The 17,648-nt window shown below is 57.4% G+C and carries 16 protein-coding genes; 11 read left to right on the top strand and 5 right to left on the bottom strand.

Features of this window, described 5'->3' with window-relative positions:
* Positions 1 to 249: 249 nt before the first annotated feature.
* The 3 genes from AB7E65_RS01160 to AB7E65_RS01150 all read right to left on the bottom strand — a co-directional run bounded on the left by AB7E65_RS01160 (position 250) and on the right by AB7E65_RS01150 (position 2,954).
* Positions 250 to 1,023, bottom strand: coding sequence for a hypothetical protein (locus AB7E65_RS01160; protein WP_320360877.1), 774 nt, complete (start codon positions 1,021 to 1,023; stop codon positions 250 to 252).
* A 185-nt stretch (positions 1,024 to 1,208) separates the two neighbouring features.
* Entirely contained in the window at positions 1,209 to 1,538 is a 330-nt protein-coding gene (locus AB7E65_RS01155) for a DUF5320 domain-containing protein (protein ID WP_428745115.1), read from the bottom strand.
* A gap of 129 nt (positions 1,539 to 1,667) precedes the next feature.
* Positions 1,668 to 2,954, bottom strand: a complete 1,287-nt coding sequence (locus tag AB7E65_RS01150; protein ID WP_072285862.1) for a cation diffusion facilitator family transporter — start codon at positions 2,952 to 2,954, stop codon at positions 1,668 to 1,670.
* Between the two features lie 353 nt (positions 2,955 to 3,307).
* Here AB7E65_RS01150 and AB7E65_RS01145 point away from each other — a divergent pair, with 353 nt between their 5' ends.
* The 5 genes from AB7E65_RS01145 to hcp all read left to right on the top strand — a co-directional run bounded on the left by AB7E65_RS01145 (position 3,308) and on the right by hcp (position 9,385).
* Positions 3,308 to 4,075: a hypothetical protein gene (locus tag AB7E65_RS01145; RefSeq protein ID WP_428745114.1), complete on the top strand. Its 768-nt coding sequence runs from the start codon at positions 3,308 to 3,310 to the stop codon at positions 4,073 to 4,075.
* On the top strand, positions 4,047 to 5,531 hold the full coding sequence (locus tag AB7E65_RS01140; RefSeq protein WP_320360879.1) for a RimK family protein: 1,485 nt from the start codon (positions 4,047 to 4,049) through the stop codon (positions 5,529 to 5,531). Before AB7E65_RS01145 ends, AB7E65_RS01140 begins: the two co-directional genes overlap by 29 nt.
* A complete protein-coding gene (locus AB7E65_RS01135) occupies positions 5,528 to 6,775 on the top strand; it encodes a carboxylate-amine ligase (RefSeq protein WP_428745113.1) in 1,248 nt (415 codons plus the stop codon). Before AB7E65_RS01140 ends, AB7E65_RS01135 begins: the two co-directional genes overlap by 4 nt.
* Before the next feature lie 65 nt (positions 6,776 to 6,840).
* A complete protein-coding gene (locus AB7E65_RS01130; RefSeq protein WP_072285866.1) occupies positions 6,841 to 7,557 on the top strand; it encodes an N-formylglutamate amidohydrolase in 717 nt (238 codons plus the stop codon).
* Positions 7,558 to 7,732: 175 nt separating this feature from the next.
* On the top strand, positions 7,733 to 9,385 hold the full coding sequence (hcp, locus tag AB7E65_RS01125) for a hydroxylamine reductase (RefSeq protein WP_428745112.1): 1,653 nt from the start codon (positions 7,733 to 7,735) through the stop codon (positions 9,383 to 9,385).
* A gap of 93 nt (positions 9,386 to 9,478) precedes the next feature.
* Here the strand turns inward: hcp and AB7E65_RS01120 are convergent, their stop codons facing one another.
* Positions 9,479 to 11,047, bottom strand: coding sequence for a diguanylate cyclase domain-containing protein (locus tag AB7E65_RS01120; RefSeq protein WP_428745111.1), 1,569 nt, complete (start codon positions 11,045 to 11,047; stop codon positions 9,479 to 9,481).
* A 45-nt stretch (positions 11,048 to 11,092) separates the two neighbouring features.
* Here AB7E65_RS01120 and AB7E65_RS01115 point away from each other — a divergent pair, with 45 nt between their 5' ends.
* Positions 11,093 to 11,299, top strand: coding sequence for a hypothetical protein (locus AB7E65_RS01115; RefSeq protein ID WP_428745110.1), 207 nt, complete (start codon positions 11,093 to 11,095; stop codon positions 11,297 to 11,299).
* A 151-nt stretch (positions 11,300 to 11,450) separates the two neighbouring features.
* Positions 11,451 to 12,800: an NADP-specific glutamate dehydrogenase gene (gene gdhA, locus AB7E65_RS01110; protein WP_072285869.1), complete on the top strand. Its 1,350-nt coding sequence runs from the start codon at positions 11,451 to 11,453 to the stop codon at positions 12,798 to 12,800.
* A 55-nt stretch (positions 12,801 to 12,855) separates the two neighbouring features.
* Here gdhA and AB7E65_RS01105 read toward each other — a convergent pair whose 3' ends face one another.
* Positions 12,856 to 15,441, bottom strand: a complete 2,586-nt coding sequence (locus AB7E65_RS01105; RefSeq protein WP_072285870.1) for a PEP/pyruvate-binding domain-containing protein — start codon at positions 15,439 to 15,441, stop codon at positions 12,856 to 12,858.
* Between the two features lie 164 nt (positions 15,442 to 15,605).
* On the opposite strand from AB7E65_RS01105, the gene AB7E65_RS01100 reads away from it, so the two are divergent.
* The 4 genes from AB7E65_RS01100 to AB7E65_RS01085 form a co-directional block, all read left to right on the top strand.
* Entirely contained in the window at positions 15,606 to 16,085 is a 480-nt protein-coding gene (locus AB7E65_RS01100) for a Fur family transcriptional regulator (RefSeq protein WP_072285871.1), read from the top strand.
* A 195-nt stretch (positions 16,086 to 16,280) separates the two neighbouring features.
* Positions 16,281 to 16,853 (top strand): rubrerythrin, encoded by a 573-nt coding sequence (gene rbr / locus AB7E65_RS01095; RefSeq protein WP_072285872.1) that lies wholly within the window; start codon positions 16,281 to 16,283, stop codon positions 16,851 to 16,853.
* 39 nt (positions 16,854 to 16,892) lie between these two features.
* On the top strand, positions 16,893 to 17,321 hold the full coding sequence (locus AB7E65_RS01090) for a fasciclin domain-containing protein (protein WP_072285873.1): 429 nt from the start codon (positions 16,893 to 16,895) through the stop codon (positions 17,319 to 17,321).
* 74 nt (positions 17,322 to 17,395) lie between these two features.
* On the top strand, positions 17,396 to 17,648 hold a 253-nt coding region (locus AB7E65_RS01085), incomplete at its 3' end, for a catalase (RefSeq protein ID WP_428745109.1).

The following is a 17,648-nucleotide window of genomic DNA, read 5'->3' as shown; positions in this document are numbered from 1 at the left end:
CTTTAGACATTTTTGCAGATGGGCCGGGAATCGGACCGCCGCCAAATTATCGTTTGTAAAAACGACACAAGAGCTTGATCCGGATTGCAGGCCGAAGCATACAGCCGGCAGGCACAGGCATGGTGTTGACACTCCCTGCCGCGCAATGCATTTTTAATCCGGAGCTTTCCCCAAACAGAACAGGCCGGGAAAATCCCGACCTGCCTTAATAAACTCCTGTTGAATTATCCGCGGCCGGAGAGCACCGGTCTAATCAAATAAACCCACGCCGCCGATGGAATAGGCGCGCCGCCTGGGAGTCCCCTTGATTTCCGGGATATGCAGGCGGCTGCCCGCCTTGAGGGGATCGGAAAACAGCACCGTGGCTCCGGTTTTCTCATCATAGGGAACCCCCACCGGGCCCGCGAAAGCAAAACCGAGGATATCTCCGGCCTGCACGGCCATGGGCACATCAAGCTCGACCTGGGCCATGCCGGGCTTGGCGACTTCCTGCAATTCCGACACCTTCACCACCTCCCATACGTTCTGGGCTGGCCGCAGTACCAGCACCCGCAACCTGCAGGGCACGATAAAGTACCCCCGCACCGCCAGCAGGGTTCCGCTGCCAGGGATGCGATTGCCATGGTCGACCAGGGTGAGATTCTCTTCGCCGCTGTGCTGGCGATTCACCAGTTCGGCACCGATGTAGTCGAAAAAATCCTGCCTGATGGAGAATTCCCGCAGGGCATCCATCTGCGCCTGCACGAAACCGCGCATGGACTTGCGCAATTGCTCCGCCTCTTCGACCCTGGCGCGCTTTTCCCGCTGCAAGGTACCCGATACCCGCGTCAGATCGGCGACCTTTTCGTCCAGAGAAGCCTTCTCCCCGGTAAGGTCCGCGATGTTCTGCTGGGCAAGTACCAGCTGCTGCTGCAGGAGCCGATTCTCTTCCTGCAAACGTAGAAGAGCGTCTCCCGAGCCGGCGCACCCCGACAACAACGCCGCAAACAGCAGGCCCGCTGTCAGACTGGATAATTGGCGCATACATACCTCCATAACAAACGGCAACCAAATCACTGCATACTTTACCAGATTGGCCCGATGGACGAAACCGGGAAGTTGGAATTTTAATATTCCGGCATCCAGCGGACTTTTCGGTCTTTCAATAAAAAAAGAGGCAATGCCGATATTTCCCGCATCACCTCTTTTCATTTCATGAATGGCAGCATTTATTCGCTGCTTTTCTCCATGGCCTCAAGCTGCTGTTTCAACACCGTCAACGACTGCTCAAGCGCATCGATCTGAGCCTTGAGCTGGTTGCTGTCCGGAGCCTGCGCGATTGGACCCGGTACAGGATAGGCAGCGGGATAGGCAGCAGGAAAACCCCACCCGCCAAAACCGCGCCGCCAGGCCATGGCCCGGCCACCGCCGCGCCCCCGGCCCATGCCGAAACCTGCACCATAGGCAAAGCCAGGCATATCAAAACCGGCGCAATACCCCATCCGCCGACCGGTCAACGGCCCATATCCCATCGGTCCTGTTCCATCTCCACGTGGCATTTCGCCCTCCTTTCCGCCGCTTGCGCGGCCTCTGCGGGATCCTTTTCGCTATTGCGATCCACACAAATTGCTTGTAGATGTTCTTTACACTTAAAAGATAATACCCGTGTGCCGCCTTGTCAAGGGTGATTATTCCACCAGGGATTCTTCGACGGAATGGGTCGGTTCGCTCAGGACCGGCAGCTGTTTTTCGCGGAATCGGGCAATGACTTCGCTGACACTCTGGTCCTCGGCCACCTGGTAGATGTCGACCAGATTGTCCTTGAGCATATAGAAGGAAATTTCGCCAATACGGGGGGTAAACAGCAGGTCGATTTTTTGCGCCAGCATGGTCTTGATGACCTTCAGGCCGATGAATTTTTTCTGGTCGAGAAACTGGTTGGAATAAAAGTCCTCGATTTCCTCGCCCTGCGCATGCAAACGCAGCACCACGAAAAAGGGCGCACGCCCGAAATGACCGTGTACCCGGGATTCCAGTCCCTTGATATCCTTGACCGGAACGATAGCGGTCAATTCATGATCGGTGGCCGGCTCGACATGCACGAAAACCGATTCAATGTGTTCGCTCTGCTTGCGGATGGCCTGCTCGGCCAGATCCGCCAGATGGTGGGCGCGATACAAAGGCAGGGTGGGACTGGTATAGATGACGCAATCGACCATGCGAAACGGGCCGGCCTGACGAATACGCACCTCGCTGATGCCCTTGACACCGTAGATGCTGTTGACACACGCTTCGATGGCATGGGTCAACCGGGGATCGAGGTTGGCGTCCAGCAGCGCCAGAAAAGACTGCCGCACGCTGCTCCAGCCCAGTTTGATAATCAGAAAGGCGATCAGCAGAATGACAGCCCCCTCGATATAACGGATACCCAGGTAGTCGAGCAGCAATCCCGCCAGCACCACGCTCGAGGTCGCGATATCAAGAAACGATTCGCCGGCATTGACCTGCAGCGACTGGGAATTGATGGCGCGGCCGACGTGTCTTTCCGCCAAAGCGATCGCCAGGGATACCACCATGGAAACGGCGCTGGCCAGCATCGGTACCAATGGCATGGTTCCCCTGCCCGCAGCATGCCCCAGTTTGTCCAACCCTTCCGGAATCAATTCCAGTCCCGCCCAGCAGATCACCGCCCCGGCAAGCAGGGTGACAAAGGTTTCCGCCCGGTAAAGACCGTAGGGAAACCGCTCGGTCTTTTCCTTGGCGGCCAGCCAGAGGCCAAAGAAGCTGGCAAAAATCGCCAGCAGATCCGCACCGCTGTGAAAAGCGTCGGCGATCAGCACCGGAGAATTGTAATGCCAGCCCACCAGAGCCTTGCCGACGGCCAGACCAAAGGTGGCCGCCGTCGCCAGCAGGGCGATTCTCTGGCCGCGCTGAAGCCGGGCCGTCTGGGCTCGTTGAACACAGACCTCAGTCATGCCGCTACCTCTCTTCGGTAACGAGCTGCCGTGTCATGGGCGAGCCGCATTCAGGACAGATCCGCTTGAAACAGGGCACTCCGAGCTGGTGAGGAAGTTTAAGCCCGCATACCGGGCACACGCAATGGCTGGGCGGACCGCCGGGCCGTTTGCAGCCACTCCAGGGATTTCCACCTCGTCTGCCACCTCTGCCAAAACCAAAAGCCATATCATTTCCCTTGGTGTATCATGTTTTTTGTTAATAGATATTTTTTACACCTATTATGTTTTTTCTGCAACCAAAAGCATTCATTTTACAGATCCGCATGCCACGCCACCACCCTTCAATCTGCTAGAATAAGGAAAGAAATCCCATGCTCAAAGGAGGCTGTCGCATGCGGCACATGCATCTGCCCTTTGATATTTTACCGCAACCGGATGAAACAACCTGCGGCCCGACCTGCCTCCATGCGCTTTATTGCTATTTCAACCAGGAAATGCCCCTGTCGCAGGTGATCCGGGAGGTGCCGATGCTCGAAGGCGGCGGCACCCTGGCGGTATTGCTGGCCTGTCACGCTCTGGACAAGGGATTTCGCGCCACCATCTACAGCTACAAGATGCAGCTTTTCGACCCCACCTGGCTGATGCCGGGCGGGCCGGATATTCGGGACCGCCTGCAAAAACAGATGCTGTTCAAAAAGGATCCGAAACTGCAGGCCGCCTCACGGGCTTATCTGCGTTTTCTTGATCTGGGAGGGCAGTTGCGCTTCGAGGATCTTACCCTCGATCTTATCCGACGTTACGTCAAGCGCGAACTGCCGATCATCACCGGGCTCAGCGCCACCTACCTGTACCGCACTCCCCGCGAGTATGGTCCACTCTGCGAATACGACGATATCCGCGGCGAACCTTCGGGACATTTCGTCGTTTTGTGTGGCTACGACAAGGAACGGCGCACCATCGCCGTGGCCGACCCGCTGCTGCCCAATCCGGTGGCGGATCGGCAGATTTACAATGTTCTCATCGAACGGGTGCTGTGCGCCATACTGCTGGGTGTTTTGACCTATGACGCCAACCTGCTGATCATCCAACCCCGACAGGAGCGACAACACCATGCCTCTCGACACCCTGATCGTGGTTGACGACCCGGCCGCCTGGCCTATCGATATCCCCGGCACGGAACTCGTTAAAGCACGCCACTACCTGACCGACCCTGGATATCAAAACCGGCGGCGTGTCAAGGTTTTCAACCTCTGTCGCTCCTACCGCTACCAGAGCCTGGGGTATTACGTCTCGTTGCTGGCCCAGGCCCGCGGTCACCGGCCGCTGCCGGATGTCTCGGCGATTCAGGATCTGAAATCGAACAGCATGATTCGTACCGTGTCGGACGAACTGGACGATATGATCCAGAAAAGCCTGCGTCCCCTGCGTTCCGGAGAATTCATCCTCAGCATCTACCTTGGACGTAATTTTGCCAAACGCTACGACCGACTGAGCCAGCAACTGTTCAGCCTGTTTCCGGCACCGTTTCTGAGGGCCTGCTTCGCCTACAACCCCAAACGGGAAAAGTGGCAGATGCAGAACATCATGCCGCTGGCCGCCAGCGAAATCCCCGAAGAACATCGAGCATTTGCCCTCGAGAAGGCCGTCGAATATTTTCAGCGTCCCCGACCGCGAACGCAGCGGCACGGCCGGGCGCGCTTCGACCTGGCTATCCTGACCAACCCCGATGAAGCCGAACCGCCATCCAACACCCGAGCCCTGCAGCGCTTTCTGCATGCCGCCAGGCAGGTCGGATTCTCAGCAGAGATCATCGGGCGCAATGATTTCGGCCGCCTGGCCGAGTTTGACGCGCTGTTTCTGCGAGAAACGACCAGCGTCAATCACCACACCTTCCGTTTCGCCCGCCGCGCTGTCGCTGAAGGCCTGGTCGTCATCGACAGTCCGGAGTCGATTCTGAAATGCACCAACAAGGTATTTCTGGCAGAACTGCTGCGCCGACATCACATCGCTGTGCCGGATACCCTGATCCTGCACCGCCCCGCCCCGGAACCGGTGATCGCCAGTTTGGGACTGCCCTGCATTCTGAAACAGCCGGATGGTTCCTTTTCCCGCGGCGTGCTCAAGGTCGATCGGGCAGAAGACCTGCGTCAGGAACTTATCCACCTGCTGGCCCATTCCGACCTGGTGATTGCCCAGCGCTACCTGCCAACAACTTTCGACTGGCGCATTGGCATCTTCGATCGTCAGCCATTGTATGCCTGTCGCTATTATATGGCGGCCCGGCACTGGCAGATCCTGCGCCACGATCTTGATGGCAGGCTGCTCGACGAAGGCCGCTGGGAAACGCTGCCAATCCAGGACGTCCCCGCCGGGGTCGTTTCCACGGCGCTCAAGGCCGCCAACCTCATCGGTGACAGTCTGTACGGGGTGGACCTCAAACAGGTGGGCCGACGGGTCTATGTCATCGAGGTCAATGACAATCCAAATATCGATGCAGGAGTGGAAGACGCCGTTCTCAAGGAGAACCTGTATCGCATCATCATGCAGGGATTGATGCGGCGGGTGGAGATGCGCAAGGGGATTCCGGGCAAATGACAACATCCAGAAGGCTGCATCTGTTCGAAGGCATTGGCGTGGAACTGGAGTACATGCTCGTCGACCGGCAATCCCTGGCGGTGGCACCCATGGCCGACCGGCTGCTGGCCGCCCAGGCCGGGCATCTTAAGGACGAAGTGGAGGCCGGACCGCTGCGCTGGTCCAACGAGCTGGTCCTGCATGTGATCGAGCTGAAAACCAACGGCCCCGCAGCCGGCCTGACCGAGTTAGCGCCGATTTTTCAAGAAGGTGTTGCCGCGGTCAACCGGCGTCTGGAAACATTTAACGCACGGCTGATGCCCACCGCCATGCACCCCTGGATGGACCCCGCCAGGGACAGCCGTCTGTGGCCCCATGACAACAGCCTTATCTACCAGACCTACCATCGGATTTTCGACTGTCGCGGCCACGGATGGGCCAACCTGCAGAGTTGTCACCTCAACCTGCCGTTTTGCGGCGATGCGGAATTCGGCAGTCTGCACGCCGCCATTCGCCTGCTGCTGCCGATCCTGCCGGCACTGTCGGCCAGCTCGCCTTTTATGGACGGTCGCTTCAGCGGGTTGCTCGACACCCGCCTGCAGGTTTACCGCGACAATCAGAAACGTATCCCGATGATTACCGGCCGGGTAATCCCTGAAGCGGTGTTCAGCCGGCGGACCTACCGGGAGCAGATCCTGTGGCCACTCTACCGCGCCATCGCCACCGACGACCCGCAAGGCGTTCTGCAGGAAGAATGGCTCAATTCGCGGGGTGCCATCGCCCGGTTCGAGCGGGGCACCATCGAAATACGCACCCTGGATGTGCAGGAAACGCCGGTGGCCGACCTGGCGATTGCCGCTGCCGTGGTAGCCACGCTCAAAGCCTTGACCAAACAACGCTGGCAGTCTCCGGCAAAGATGCGGGACTGGCCGGTGGAACCACTGGCGGAAATACTTTCCGCCACCATCCGCGACGCCGAACAAGCTGTCATCGGCAACCGCGCCTATCTCTCTATGTTCGGTCTCGACCGCGACCGTGCCACGGCGAAAGAGTTGTGGCGGCACCTCGTAACCACTCTGGGGCGGGAGCAATGGGGGGAATTGAAATCGTTTCTGCCGGAGTTGACAACCATCCTGGATCGGGGGCCACTGGCGCGGCGCATCCTTGATGCCCTGGGCAAACATCCCGGTCTGGATAATATAGCCGCAATCTACCGAGCCCTGTGCGACTGCCTTGGCAAAGGCCGCATGTTTCTTGCCGAGTGAGCGGCAGAGCAGATAAACCCATGGCTCTTTGCACTCCTGACCCAACCGGATCAAAGGATCACCCCATGACTTGCACGCCCCGGATTTTTGTCAGTTGCGAACATGCCAGCAATCGGATTCCAGTGCGATACCGGCACCTTTTCGAAGATCGGCGGGCCGTACTCGAAACCCATCGTGGATACGATATCGGCATACTGCCTTTTGCCGAAAGTCTGGCGGCAGCCTTCCAGGCACCGTTGCTTGTCGCCAATGTCAGCCGCCTGCTCGTGGACCTCAACCGGTCTGCCGCCAACCGTACGCTGTTTTCCGAATTCAGCCGCCACCTGCCTTTCTCGGAGCAGCAACTGTTGCAACAACACTACCACCGGCCCTACTGGCGCACCGCCAAAGACATCGTCGCCGGCATCATCGCTCAAAACGATCGCGCGCTGCACCTTTCGGTGCACAGCTTCACGCCGATCCTCAACGGAAAGGTCCGCAATGCCGATATCGGCCTGCTGTACGACCCGTCGCGGAGCGCCGAAAAATTGTTTTGCCGCCAGTGGCAAAAAGCCCTCGCGGCAACACAACCGACACTGCGCATCCGTCGTAACTACCCCTATCGCGGCAACGCTGACGCCCTGGTTACCTCTCTTCGCCAAAATTTTGGGGAAAACAGCTATCTCGGCATCGAAATCGAAATCAACCAGGCCATCCCGCTCAGCGGCAAAAACACTTGGGCAAGGCTGCAACAGGCATTGATCGCAGCGCTGCGCAAAACCCTGCGAAATATCAACGCATGAAATTGATTTCGCAGAAGTTTCTGATAAATTCACAGGACGGTCAGGTAAATCGGTGCAAAGTTGACCGGCATCAATTTTTCTCTTGTCGATCCGGGTTAGGTTGCCATCAAAGACACCCTGAAACGCTTCTGAACAGATATCGCCCAGGCATATCCCACCAAGACGAGGAGGAAACATGTACTGTCATCAATGCGAACAGGCGGCAAAAGGCGTAGCATGCACGGTAACCGGCGTATGCGGCAAGCAACCGGAAACGGCGGCGCTGCAGGACAACCTGCTGCAGGGCCTGCGGGGTCTGGCCTACTACGCCAACGAGGCGCGCAAACAAGGTAAAAAAGATATGCAGATCGACAAATTCATGCTGGCCGGGCTGTTCGCCATCGTGACCAACGTCGACTTCGATCCCAAGCACCTTGAAGAACTCATCGCCCGTTGCTACAACATGGAAAAAAAAGCCATGGATCTGGCCGGAACCTCCTGCTGCGGCATCGGCAAGCTGGTGAGCGGCATCAAGGAAGCCTTCAAACCCGGGGTGCCGGCGGACGCCAAGGACTGGAAACCGACTTCCGACCTGATCAAACAGGGGGAGAGCTACAGCATCGAGCATCTGCACGCCGATCCGGACGTGCGTTCAGCCATTGAAATCCTGATCTACGGCCTCAAAGGCATGGCGGCCTATGCCCACCATGCAATGATCCTGGGTAAAACCGACGATGAAGTTTTCGCCTTTTTCCACCGGGCGCTGGCCGCCACCTGCGACCCCAACCTGGGACTGATGGATTTCGTCAACCTGGCCATGGAATGCGGCAAGGTCAACCTGACCGTCATGGGGATGCTCAACGAGGCCCATATCGGACATTACGGCAAACCCGAACCGACCATGGTCAACACCGGTACCCGCAAGGGCAAGGGAATCCTGGTTTCCGGACACGACCTGAAAATGCTGGAGGAAGTTCTCAAGCAAAGCGAGGGCAAGGGCATCAACGTCTACACCCACGGGGAAATGCTGCCGGCCCACGGCTATCCGGGTCTGAAAAAATACAAGCACCTGGCCGGCAACTTCGGCGGCGCCTGGCAGGACCAGGCCAAGGAATTCCCCGAATTTTCTGGCGCCATTATCTTCAATACCAACTGCATCCAGCGTCCGGCCGATTCCTATAAAGACCGCCTTTTCACCTGGGACTGCGTAGCCTGGCCCGGCGTCAGGCATCTGGAAGGATGGGACTTCTCCGAGGTTATCGACAAGGCCCTCGCCTGCCCCGACCTGCCCGAAGCACCGGGCAAGGAAATCATGGTCGGTTTCGGCCACGACGCGGTGCTGGGCGTAGCCGACAAGGTCATCGAAGCGGTGAAGGCCGGCGCGGTAAAACATTTCTTCCTCATCGGCGGTTGCGACGGCGCCAAACCGGGGCGCAACTACTACACCGAGTTCGCCGAAAAAGTCCCCAAGGACTGCGTGATCCTGACTCTGGCGTGCGGCAAGTACCGTTTCAACAAACTTGACTTCGGCGACATCGGCGGCATTCCACGCCTGCTCGACGTGGGACAGTGCAACGACGCCTACAGCGCCATCCAGATCGCCATCGCCCTGGCCGGCGCCTTCGAATGCGGCGTCAACGATCTGCCCCTGTCGCTGATTTTGTCCTGGTACGAGCAGAAGGCGGTGGTCATCCTGCTGACCCTTTTGCACCTTGGCATCAAGAATATCAAGCTTGGCCCCACCCTGCCGGCCTTTGTTTCGCCGAACGTATTGAATTACCTGGTGGAAAACTTCAACATCGCCCCCATCAGCACCCCGGATGCCGATCTCAAGGAAATCCTCGGCTGATTCGGAAATAACCCACGATCAAAAGGCGGCAGGAAATCCTGCCGCCTTTTTTCACAATGCACGGTTTGATGACTGACAAACCGCCTGCAAAACTCAGAGCGGAAGCCCCGCCGAAAACTCTTCGTGCATGGCCTGCTGAAACACTACCACTCTGCTTCTGCCCTCCCGCTTGGCACGGTACATGGCGGCGGCAGCTGCGCGCAGCAACTGCTCAATATCGATATGGCCACCTCCAACAAAAACCACTCCGATGCTGGCGGCAAAACGCACCGGATGGCCATTGTGAAAAGCCGGTTCCTGAAGGGATTCCAACAGCCGCGAGGCGAGATGGACGGCGTCCACCTTTCGTGCCACAGGATCAAGCAGTACGGCAAACTCGTCTCCCCCCATGCGCGCGAGGGTGTCGCTCTCCCGGAAACAGCGGCCGAGGCGCTCCGCGGCTACCGTCAGCAGTTCGTCGCCAGCGCCATGACCGAAGGTATCATTGATCCGCTTGAAGTGATCGATGTCGATCAGCAAAACAGCCAGACCGGCAGACTGGTTTTCCCTTAACCTCTGCAAGGCCGAATGCGCACGCTGGAAAAACAGGGAACGATTGCCCAGCCCCGTCAAAGGGTCGTGCAGCGCCTCGTGGCGCAACGCCTGCTGGACCTTCTGCAACCTGTCCAGGGTCTCATTCATGCTGACGGCAATCATGCCCAGTTCGTCATTCCCTTCCACCGTCAGCCGCAAATCGGCTTCACCGGCATCGCGGATACGCGCCAGGCCCCGGTCCAGACGTTTCAGTCGCGCCAGAACCAGACGGTGCATGAGATGCATCAGAACTATCAGGAAGACCACCGCCGCCGCGGCCAGATTTGCCATCAGATAGTGTTGTCCGGCTTTCCCCTGCCGATAAATCCAGCGAGCATCCTGAACGCGCAGAACAGCCGCCGGGCGCTTCGCATCGTCGGCAATCAGAACATATCCGCTGATGGCATCCGCGCCTTCCGTGCGAACCGCCACAGGTGAGGCTGCTGAAACGGGCACATCGTTCGGCCGGGAAACAAGGGAAAGGTTCAACCCGGCAGGCCGCGCGGCCTGCTGCAAACGCCGGTCATCGAGGAAACGGCCTACCAGCAGGGTGCCGCGACCTGGCCCCATGGCGTTGCTGTTCAAAATCGGCGCGGCGGCAACCAGCAGGGGCCGACCTTCCACGCCTATCAAGCCGCTGGCGGGCGGATGCTTTGCCGAAAGACGCGAGAACCTTCCGCTTTCCTGAATTGCGGCGACCCAGGCGGCAGGTGGGGCCGTCACGACATTGCTGCCATTGTGCCAGAAGCCTTCAAACAAGGAGCCGTCAGGACCAAAATACAGAAACAGCTCGGCATCCAGCTGCAGAAAAGTGGCCACCGGCAGATTGGAACGCACGTATTGCCTGTTGCCATCCTGCATGAAAGCATAGGTATCATCCCAGTAAGCCCAGTCTCGGACATACAAGGACTGGGTTTCCAGCAGGCTGTTCACCACCCGCCTTGCCAGTTCCACCCGCTGCAACATGTATTTGTGTTCCAGCCGTTTGAAACTGCCGAGAAAAATGGTTGAGGATATCCCGTATAAAACGGCATAAAACCCCAGCAAGGTCACGGCAACCAGCCAAAAGGTTCGCAAACGTAAAGTCACAAGCAACCTCCGGGGTCCTGTCCGGAAACCGGACCGGCAAAAGCCATGCTACCGGCCGTGCAAACCTGGTCTGCGCATGCCGATTCCGAACCGCTGCAAAAAAAAAGGATGACCCCTATTACCATTGGGCGTCAAACCAGCGGACCTGTTGCTTCATCGACCGACACGACCAAAAAGTTTAATCCAATGCGGGAAAGGGCGAAAGCAGGTCCGATGCGCAAAATTGATGAAATTTCCGGCAATTTTGCCTAATTTTTAGTCATACAGGGTAAAGCCTACCTATTTTTTATTCTGGACATGTCCCACACTTTTACACTAAAATGCGATCTGCTTAAATTTTGGCTTAAGACTGCCTATTTTTTGGGCAAAAAACACATACACATTTAACGCAACAGGAGGCACTATGACTGTAACACTGGATGAAAAAGTCTCCCCCATCTATCAGGAAGTACTGGCCCGCAATCCGGGGGAAGTGGAATACCACCAGGCGGTGCGCGAAGTTCTCGAATCCCTGGGACCCGTTCTGAGCAAATACCCGGAATTTCGCGAATACAAAATCATCGAAAGGATCTGCGAACCGGAGCGCCAGATCATCTTCCGGGTACCCTGGCAGGACGACCAGGGCCGCGTGCACATCAACCGCGGTTTCCGCGTCGAGTTCAACAGCGCCCTTGGTCCCTACAAAGGCGGCCTGCGGTTCCACCCCTCGGTTTACCTAGGAATCATCAAGTTCCTCGGGTTCGAGCAGATTTTCAAAAACTCCCTGACCGGCATGCCCATCGGCGGCGGCAAGGGTGGCTCGGACTTCGATCCCAAGGGCAAATCCGACAGCGAAATCATGCGCTTCTGCCAGAGCTTCATGATCGAACTGTATCGTCACATCGGTGAAAACACCGACGTTCCGGCAGGCGACATCGGTGTTGGCGGTCGCGAAATCGGCTATATGTTCGGCCAGTACAAGCGCATCACCAACAAGTACGAAGCCGGCGTTCTGACCGGCAAGGGGTTGACCTGGGGCGGGTCCCTGGTGCGCACCGAAGCTACCGGCTACGGCACGGTCTATTTCGTGGAAGAGATGCTCAAGGCCCGCGGCGATTCGCTGGAAGGCAAGGTATGCACCGTTTCCGGTTCCGGCAACGTGGCCATCTACGCCATCGAGAAACTGTTCCACCTTGGCGCCAAAGTAGTAGCCTGTTCCGACTCCAACGGCGTGCTGTTCCATGAAAAGGGCATCGACCTCGACCTGCTCAAACAACTCAAGGAAGTCGAACGCCGCCGCGTCCGCGACTACGCCAGCTACCACAGCGATGCCGTCTACACCGAAAACGGCAACATCTGGGACATCCCCTGCCAGGTTGCCCTGCCCTGCGCAACCCAGAACGAACTGACCGGCAAGGATGCCGAGGCTCTGGTCAAGAACGGCTGTATCGCGGTCGGTGAGGGCGCCAACATGCCGACGACTCCCGAAGGCGTCAGCGTCTTCCTCGACGCCAAAATCGCCTACGGTCCCGCCAAAGCCGCCAATGCGGGCGGGGTTGCGACCTCGGCGCTGGAAATGCAGCAGAACGCCAGCCGCGACTCGTGGTCCTTCGAGCACACCGAAAAACGTCTGCACGAGATCATGATCAACATCCACAAAAACGTCGCCGAAACCGCCATGGAATTCGGCACCCCCGGCAACCTCGTCAACGGCGCCAACATCGCCGGTTTCATCAAGGTCGCCAAGGCCATGCTGGCCATGGGCCTGGTCTGATCCATACAGCTCACGAAAAACAGAAAAGCCCGGCTTTTGCCGGGCTTTTCTGTTTTCAGCGACCGAAACAGATCACTTTTTGCGCCAGCACATCGGACATCAACTGCAGTTCGCCTTCGTCCAGAAACACGACCTTGACAATCTCTTCATACCTTCCGGCGGTCGGCTCCAGGCTCAGAAGGCGGTTCGGGTGCCGATCGAGCAGGCTGCGATTGAAAAAACAGTGCCCATCTTCGGGATACAACGCCAGATAGAAGATCTCGGTCTCCACCAGATCCTGGAAAAAATGCGATCCGAAAGACAGTTCCGGCATCAGGCCACCCGGCGGAAATGCCACTTCGACCAGCACGGAAACATTGTTGATTTCGGAAAATCTCACCGGGATGCCCAGCGAAGGGGTGCTGGTTCCCCATCGGCCAGGCCCCATCAGCAAGGTGGGCAGATCCTGTTTGTCACAGACCTTTTTATTGATCCTTCCCACCAGCCGGGCGATTTCATACTTGTCGGACAGCGGCAGAGGGCAATAGCCCTGCGGCTCGATCCAGATGATGCAGTGCACCGGCTGCACAACGTTGCCCCCCATGAAATGCCCTTCTGACTCAAAAAAAACCCGCTCTTGGGGCAAAGCCTCGGGGATATTGCCGCCCTTCTCCAGACCGCGGGTTTGCAGCGGACGGCACTGGACCAGGTTGATACGGGGCACATCGTCCCCGATGAAATTTACCGTAAATTCGATATCCACCGGGTAACAGTAGGTTTTCTCCAGGGTCTTGAGCATGCGTTGCATCAGCTTTGCGAAGCCGGTTTCGGACAACAGCCCTTCAAACGTCAGCAACCAGGCGGGCCGCGACTTGAGGCCGCGCTCTTCCAGTCGTTGCAGCGCCTCCCGGTCCGGCACCGCGTAACGCTCCAGCTCCATATTCAGCCGGTGTCCGGCAAGGGTCAGCAAGGATACCGTTTCCGGAGCGTTTTTATTTACATTCAGCACATCGACGTCCCGTTGGGAAAAGCGGCGGAGATCCGAGGCGTTTTTCTGGGGAATCTTGCCGGGCTGATCCAGGGCGACAATGCGCGGGTAATCGCTCTCCGCGCGGTCCACGGCACGGGTTCCCAATCCGAGCACCAGGCGCAACATGCCGGCCCTGGGATCCATGTCCCGATCCCACACAAAGGTGTTGTAGGAGGCCCCCACCCCGGCCAGTTCCGGAAAATAAAAGTGTTCATGGTAGGCTCCGGACACACGCTGCACGAGCAGGGCCATCTGCTCCTGCCGCTTGTCGAGCCCCCTCTGCCGCCGATAGGTCAGGGCATCTTCGCTCATGGTGCTGGCGAAAACCTGGCGCACCGCATCTTCGAACTGTTCGTAGCGCTGTTCCGGAGCCCCCTGGTTGACGCGGAAGTAACTCTCGTATTTTCCGGCAAAGGCGTTGCCAAAACTGTCCTCGAGCAGGCTGCTGGAGCGCACGATAATCGGATATTGCCCGAAATGTTCGAGCATTTCCCGAAATTTTTCCCGCACCTCCGGCGGGAACGAGCCATGGCGGAATTTTTCGGCAAGATCGGGGGCATGCCGGAAATAGCCGTCCGGAGTTTTCTGCTGCATCAGCAGTTTCCACCAGCCGTTATGGACAATATAGGAAAAATAGATATCCGAGGCGATGTAAAAGGAATCGTGCGGTTCCAGATAACGCTGCCAGTCAAAGGAAAAATCACGCAGCAGCATACCGCGGGCCAGCAGCATGCCAACGGCCTTGCCCCCGATATAACCGGTGCCGATAGTGCGCGATTTGATCTCGAGCAAATCCTCCAGGGAAAAATAGCTGCGCGCCAGGCTCAACATGCGGTCATCGTGCCCGATCATGATGCGGCATAGCTGATCGACCATTTCCTCCTGCTCACTACGGGAGGATGGCGTAGCGGCCAGCGCTTCGGCCCGCAGGAAAAGGCGATCCCAGTAATCCAGATGCCGGTGGGCGTTCTCGGAATTGCGCAGATAGATCCGGGTCAGGTTGGTGGCATCGTAACTGTTGGCGATCGGCACGAAGCATTCATCCTGCTTCACATGGGGCAGAAACATGGTCGGCGAGTGCCGCTGCCAGACTTTCGTGGGGTGCACATGCATGAGGCCGTTAAACCGGTAGAGATCGAGCAGCACCTGGGTCGTCTCGCGGATCTGGGCAATCGTTTTAAAGGAATGGCTGCTGCGGATCAGTCCGAAATAGGCCACCGTATCCAACTCATAAAGGTATGGGCATGTCACCTGAAAAAAATTGCCGATCATGGCGTCTGTCGCCCAGGCCAGCAGCAGGTCCGACAGGCAATCGAACACGTAATACACCCCGGGGCCTGTCTCGGTAAGGATATTATAGACTTTGGTGGCAAAGGGCTCGAACCCTTTATAGGCATCCAGTTTGTGGATGGTAACCCCCGGAGCCGGCTCAACCAGAGACGGGTGCTGGCCGAACCGCATATAGACGACCTGCCGGCCCTCGCCCAGCGCCTGCTGCACAAAGCGCTGCGCAAAATAATCGTAGTCGGCCACGCTGTCGACACGCCACACGACATTGTCGCCCACCCGCAAATGGTCGAGGATATCATCGAGACCAAAGAATCCCGTCGAGGCAATCGACTGCCTGTTCATAGGGCAACCTCCGGGTTGAAGGGCAGTTCATCATGGCGGCAGGGAACACTCGCCCCCCGTGGCAGGCGGGAAAATATCCGCCATGGTGTCTGGCGATATCAAGTTGCGCGAAACCTGATATCATTTGCACAAAAGCATAACAACAGGTGAAAGGACCCACAAGCTTGAAAACCACCCCATGCCGTGACACCGCGGGCCCGGACCTTGCGGCTTTTACCGAATTCTGCCGTCGGCAGGGCATCAAACCGACCCGGCAGCGCATCGAAATCTACCGGGAGCTGCGGGCGAGAGAGGATCATCCGAGCGCGGAAATCATCTATGGCCAGGTAAAAAAACGCCTTCCCGCAATTTCCCTGGACACGGTCTACCGCACCCTGCGCCTGTTTGAACAACAAGGCATCATCTCCCGCGTCAGTGCGCCCGGAGAAAGCATGCGCTTTGACGGCAATCTGCAGCACCACCACCATTTCATCTGCACTGAATGCGGCTCGGTACGGGATTTTTACAGCGACGCATTTGACAGCCTCACCGCTCCGGAACAAGTGGTCGAGTTCGGCGACATCCGCTCCGTCCACGTCGAGGTGCGGGGCGTCTGCCATGACTGTCGAAACAAAACCGGGGAAAAACCACCCCCATCACCTTGACTTTTGGTAGAAATGTTCAATAGTAATAATTACTATTCTACAGCCGGGTTTCGGAAACAAGGGCAATTCCGCCAAATCCGCATTACGACCCTTGAAATGCATGTTGCATCATTTATTTTTTCAGTTAAGTGTAAGCGACATCGCGTTTTCCGACCATGCGTTTTTCACCTGTAACACGATAGAAAGGAACAGCTTATGACCCTTAAAGGCAGCAGAACCGAGAAGAACATCCTTACCGCCTTCGCCGGTGAATCCCAGGCCCGCAACCGCTACACCTACTTCGCCAGCCAGGCCAAAAAAGATGGTTTCGTGCAGATTGCCGACATTTTCGAAGAAACCGCCAATCAGGAAAAGGAACACGCCAAGCGGCTTTTCAAGTTGCTCGAGGGCGGCGAGGTGGAAATATGCGCGGCCTTTCCGGCCGGAGTGATTGGCGACACCGCCACCAACCTGGAGGAAGCCGCTGCAGGGGAAAACCACGAGCACGCCCAGATGTATCCCGGCTTCGCCAAAATCGCCCGGGAAGAGGGATTCGAAGCCATCGCGGATATTTTCATGGCGATTGCGGTCGCCGAAAAACAGCACGAAAAACGCTATCGTGCCTTGCTGGCCAACATTAAAAACGGCAAGGTCTTCAAAAAAGACAGTCCGGCGGTCTGGCGCTGCCGCAACTGCGGCTACCTGCATGAAGGAACGCAGGCGCCCGCCGAATGCCCGGCCTGCGCCCATCCCCAGGCCCACTTCGAACTGCTTGGAGAAAACTACTGAAAATTTAAGAAGATTCCCTTCGGGGAGAAAGGAGACCCCATGCCGTCCATCATGCAGACCATCGAGGCCAACAGCACCCTCAAAACGCTGGCCACCGCCCTAAAAACTGCCGGCATGACCGACTGGCTGAACAAGCCCGGCAGCTTCACCTTTTTCGCGCCCAACGATGATGCGTTCAAACGGCTGAACATCGAAGTGATCATGGAGGACAAGGACAAGCTCGCCACCATTCTGCAATACCACCTGGTGGCCGAAAAACACGCCGCAGCCGCGCTGGACGCCCAGAACATCTTTACCCTGGCCACTGAAATGGGCAAGAGCCTGTCGGTGTATCTCGATGAAAACGAAATCATGATCGACAACGCCCACATCATCGAACCGGACATCGAATGCGCCAACGGTGTCATCCACATCATCGACAATGTGTTTCTGCCGCAGCATTCGGGTTGGTATGAAACCACGGCCTGAGATGGCTTTTTATAGCCGGGTTCGGGTCAAACCTTACGGAAAGAATGCGTCAGATACGCAAAAAGGAGTTTTTCATGGCAAAGGATAAATCCGACAAGTCGAAAAAACTCACCACCAACGCCGGCGCTCCTGTGGTGGACAACAACAACATCATGACCGCCGGTCCGCGCGGCCCGGTGCTGCTGCAGGACACCTGGTTCCTGGAAAAAATGGCCAATTTCGACCGCGAGGTGATCCCCGAACGCCGCATGCATGCCAAAGGGTCGGGGGCTTACGGCGTTTTTACCGTAACGCATGACATCACCCGCTACACCAAAGCGAAAATTT

The sequence above is a fragment of the Syntrophotalea sp. genome (assembly GCF_050253115.1).
Lineage (GTDB): Bacteria > Desulfobacterota > Desulfuromonadia > Desulfuromonadales > Syntrophotaleaceae > Syntrophotalea > Syntrophotalea acetylenica.
Note: the sequence above shows the minus strand (reverse complement) of the source record. Positions and strands in the feature narration are given on the sequence as shown.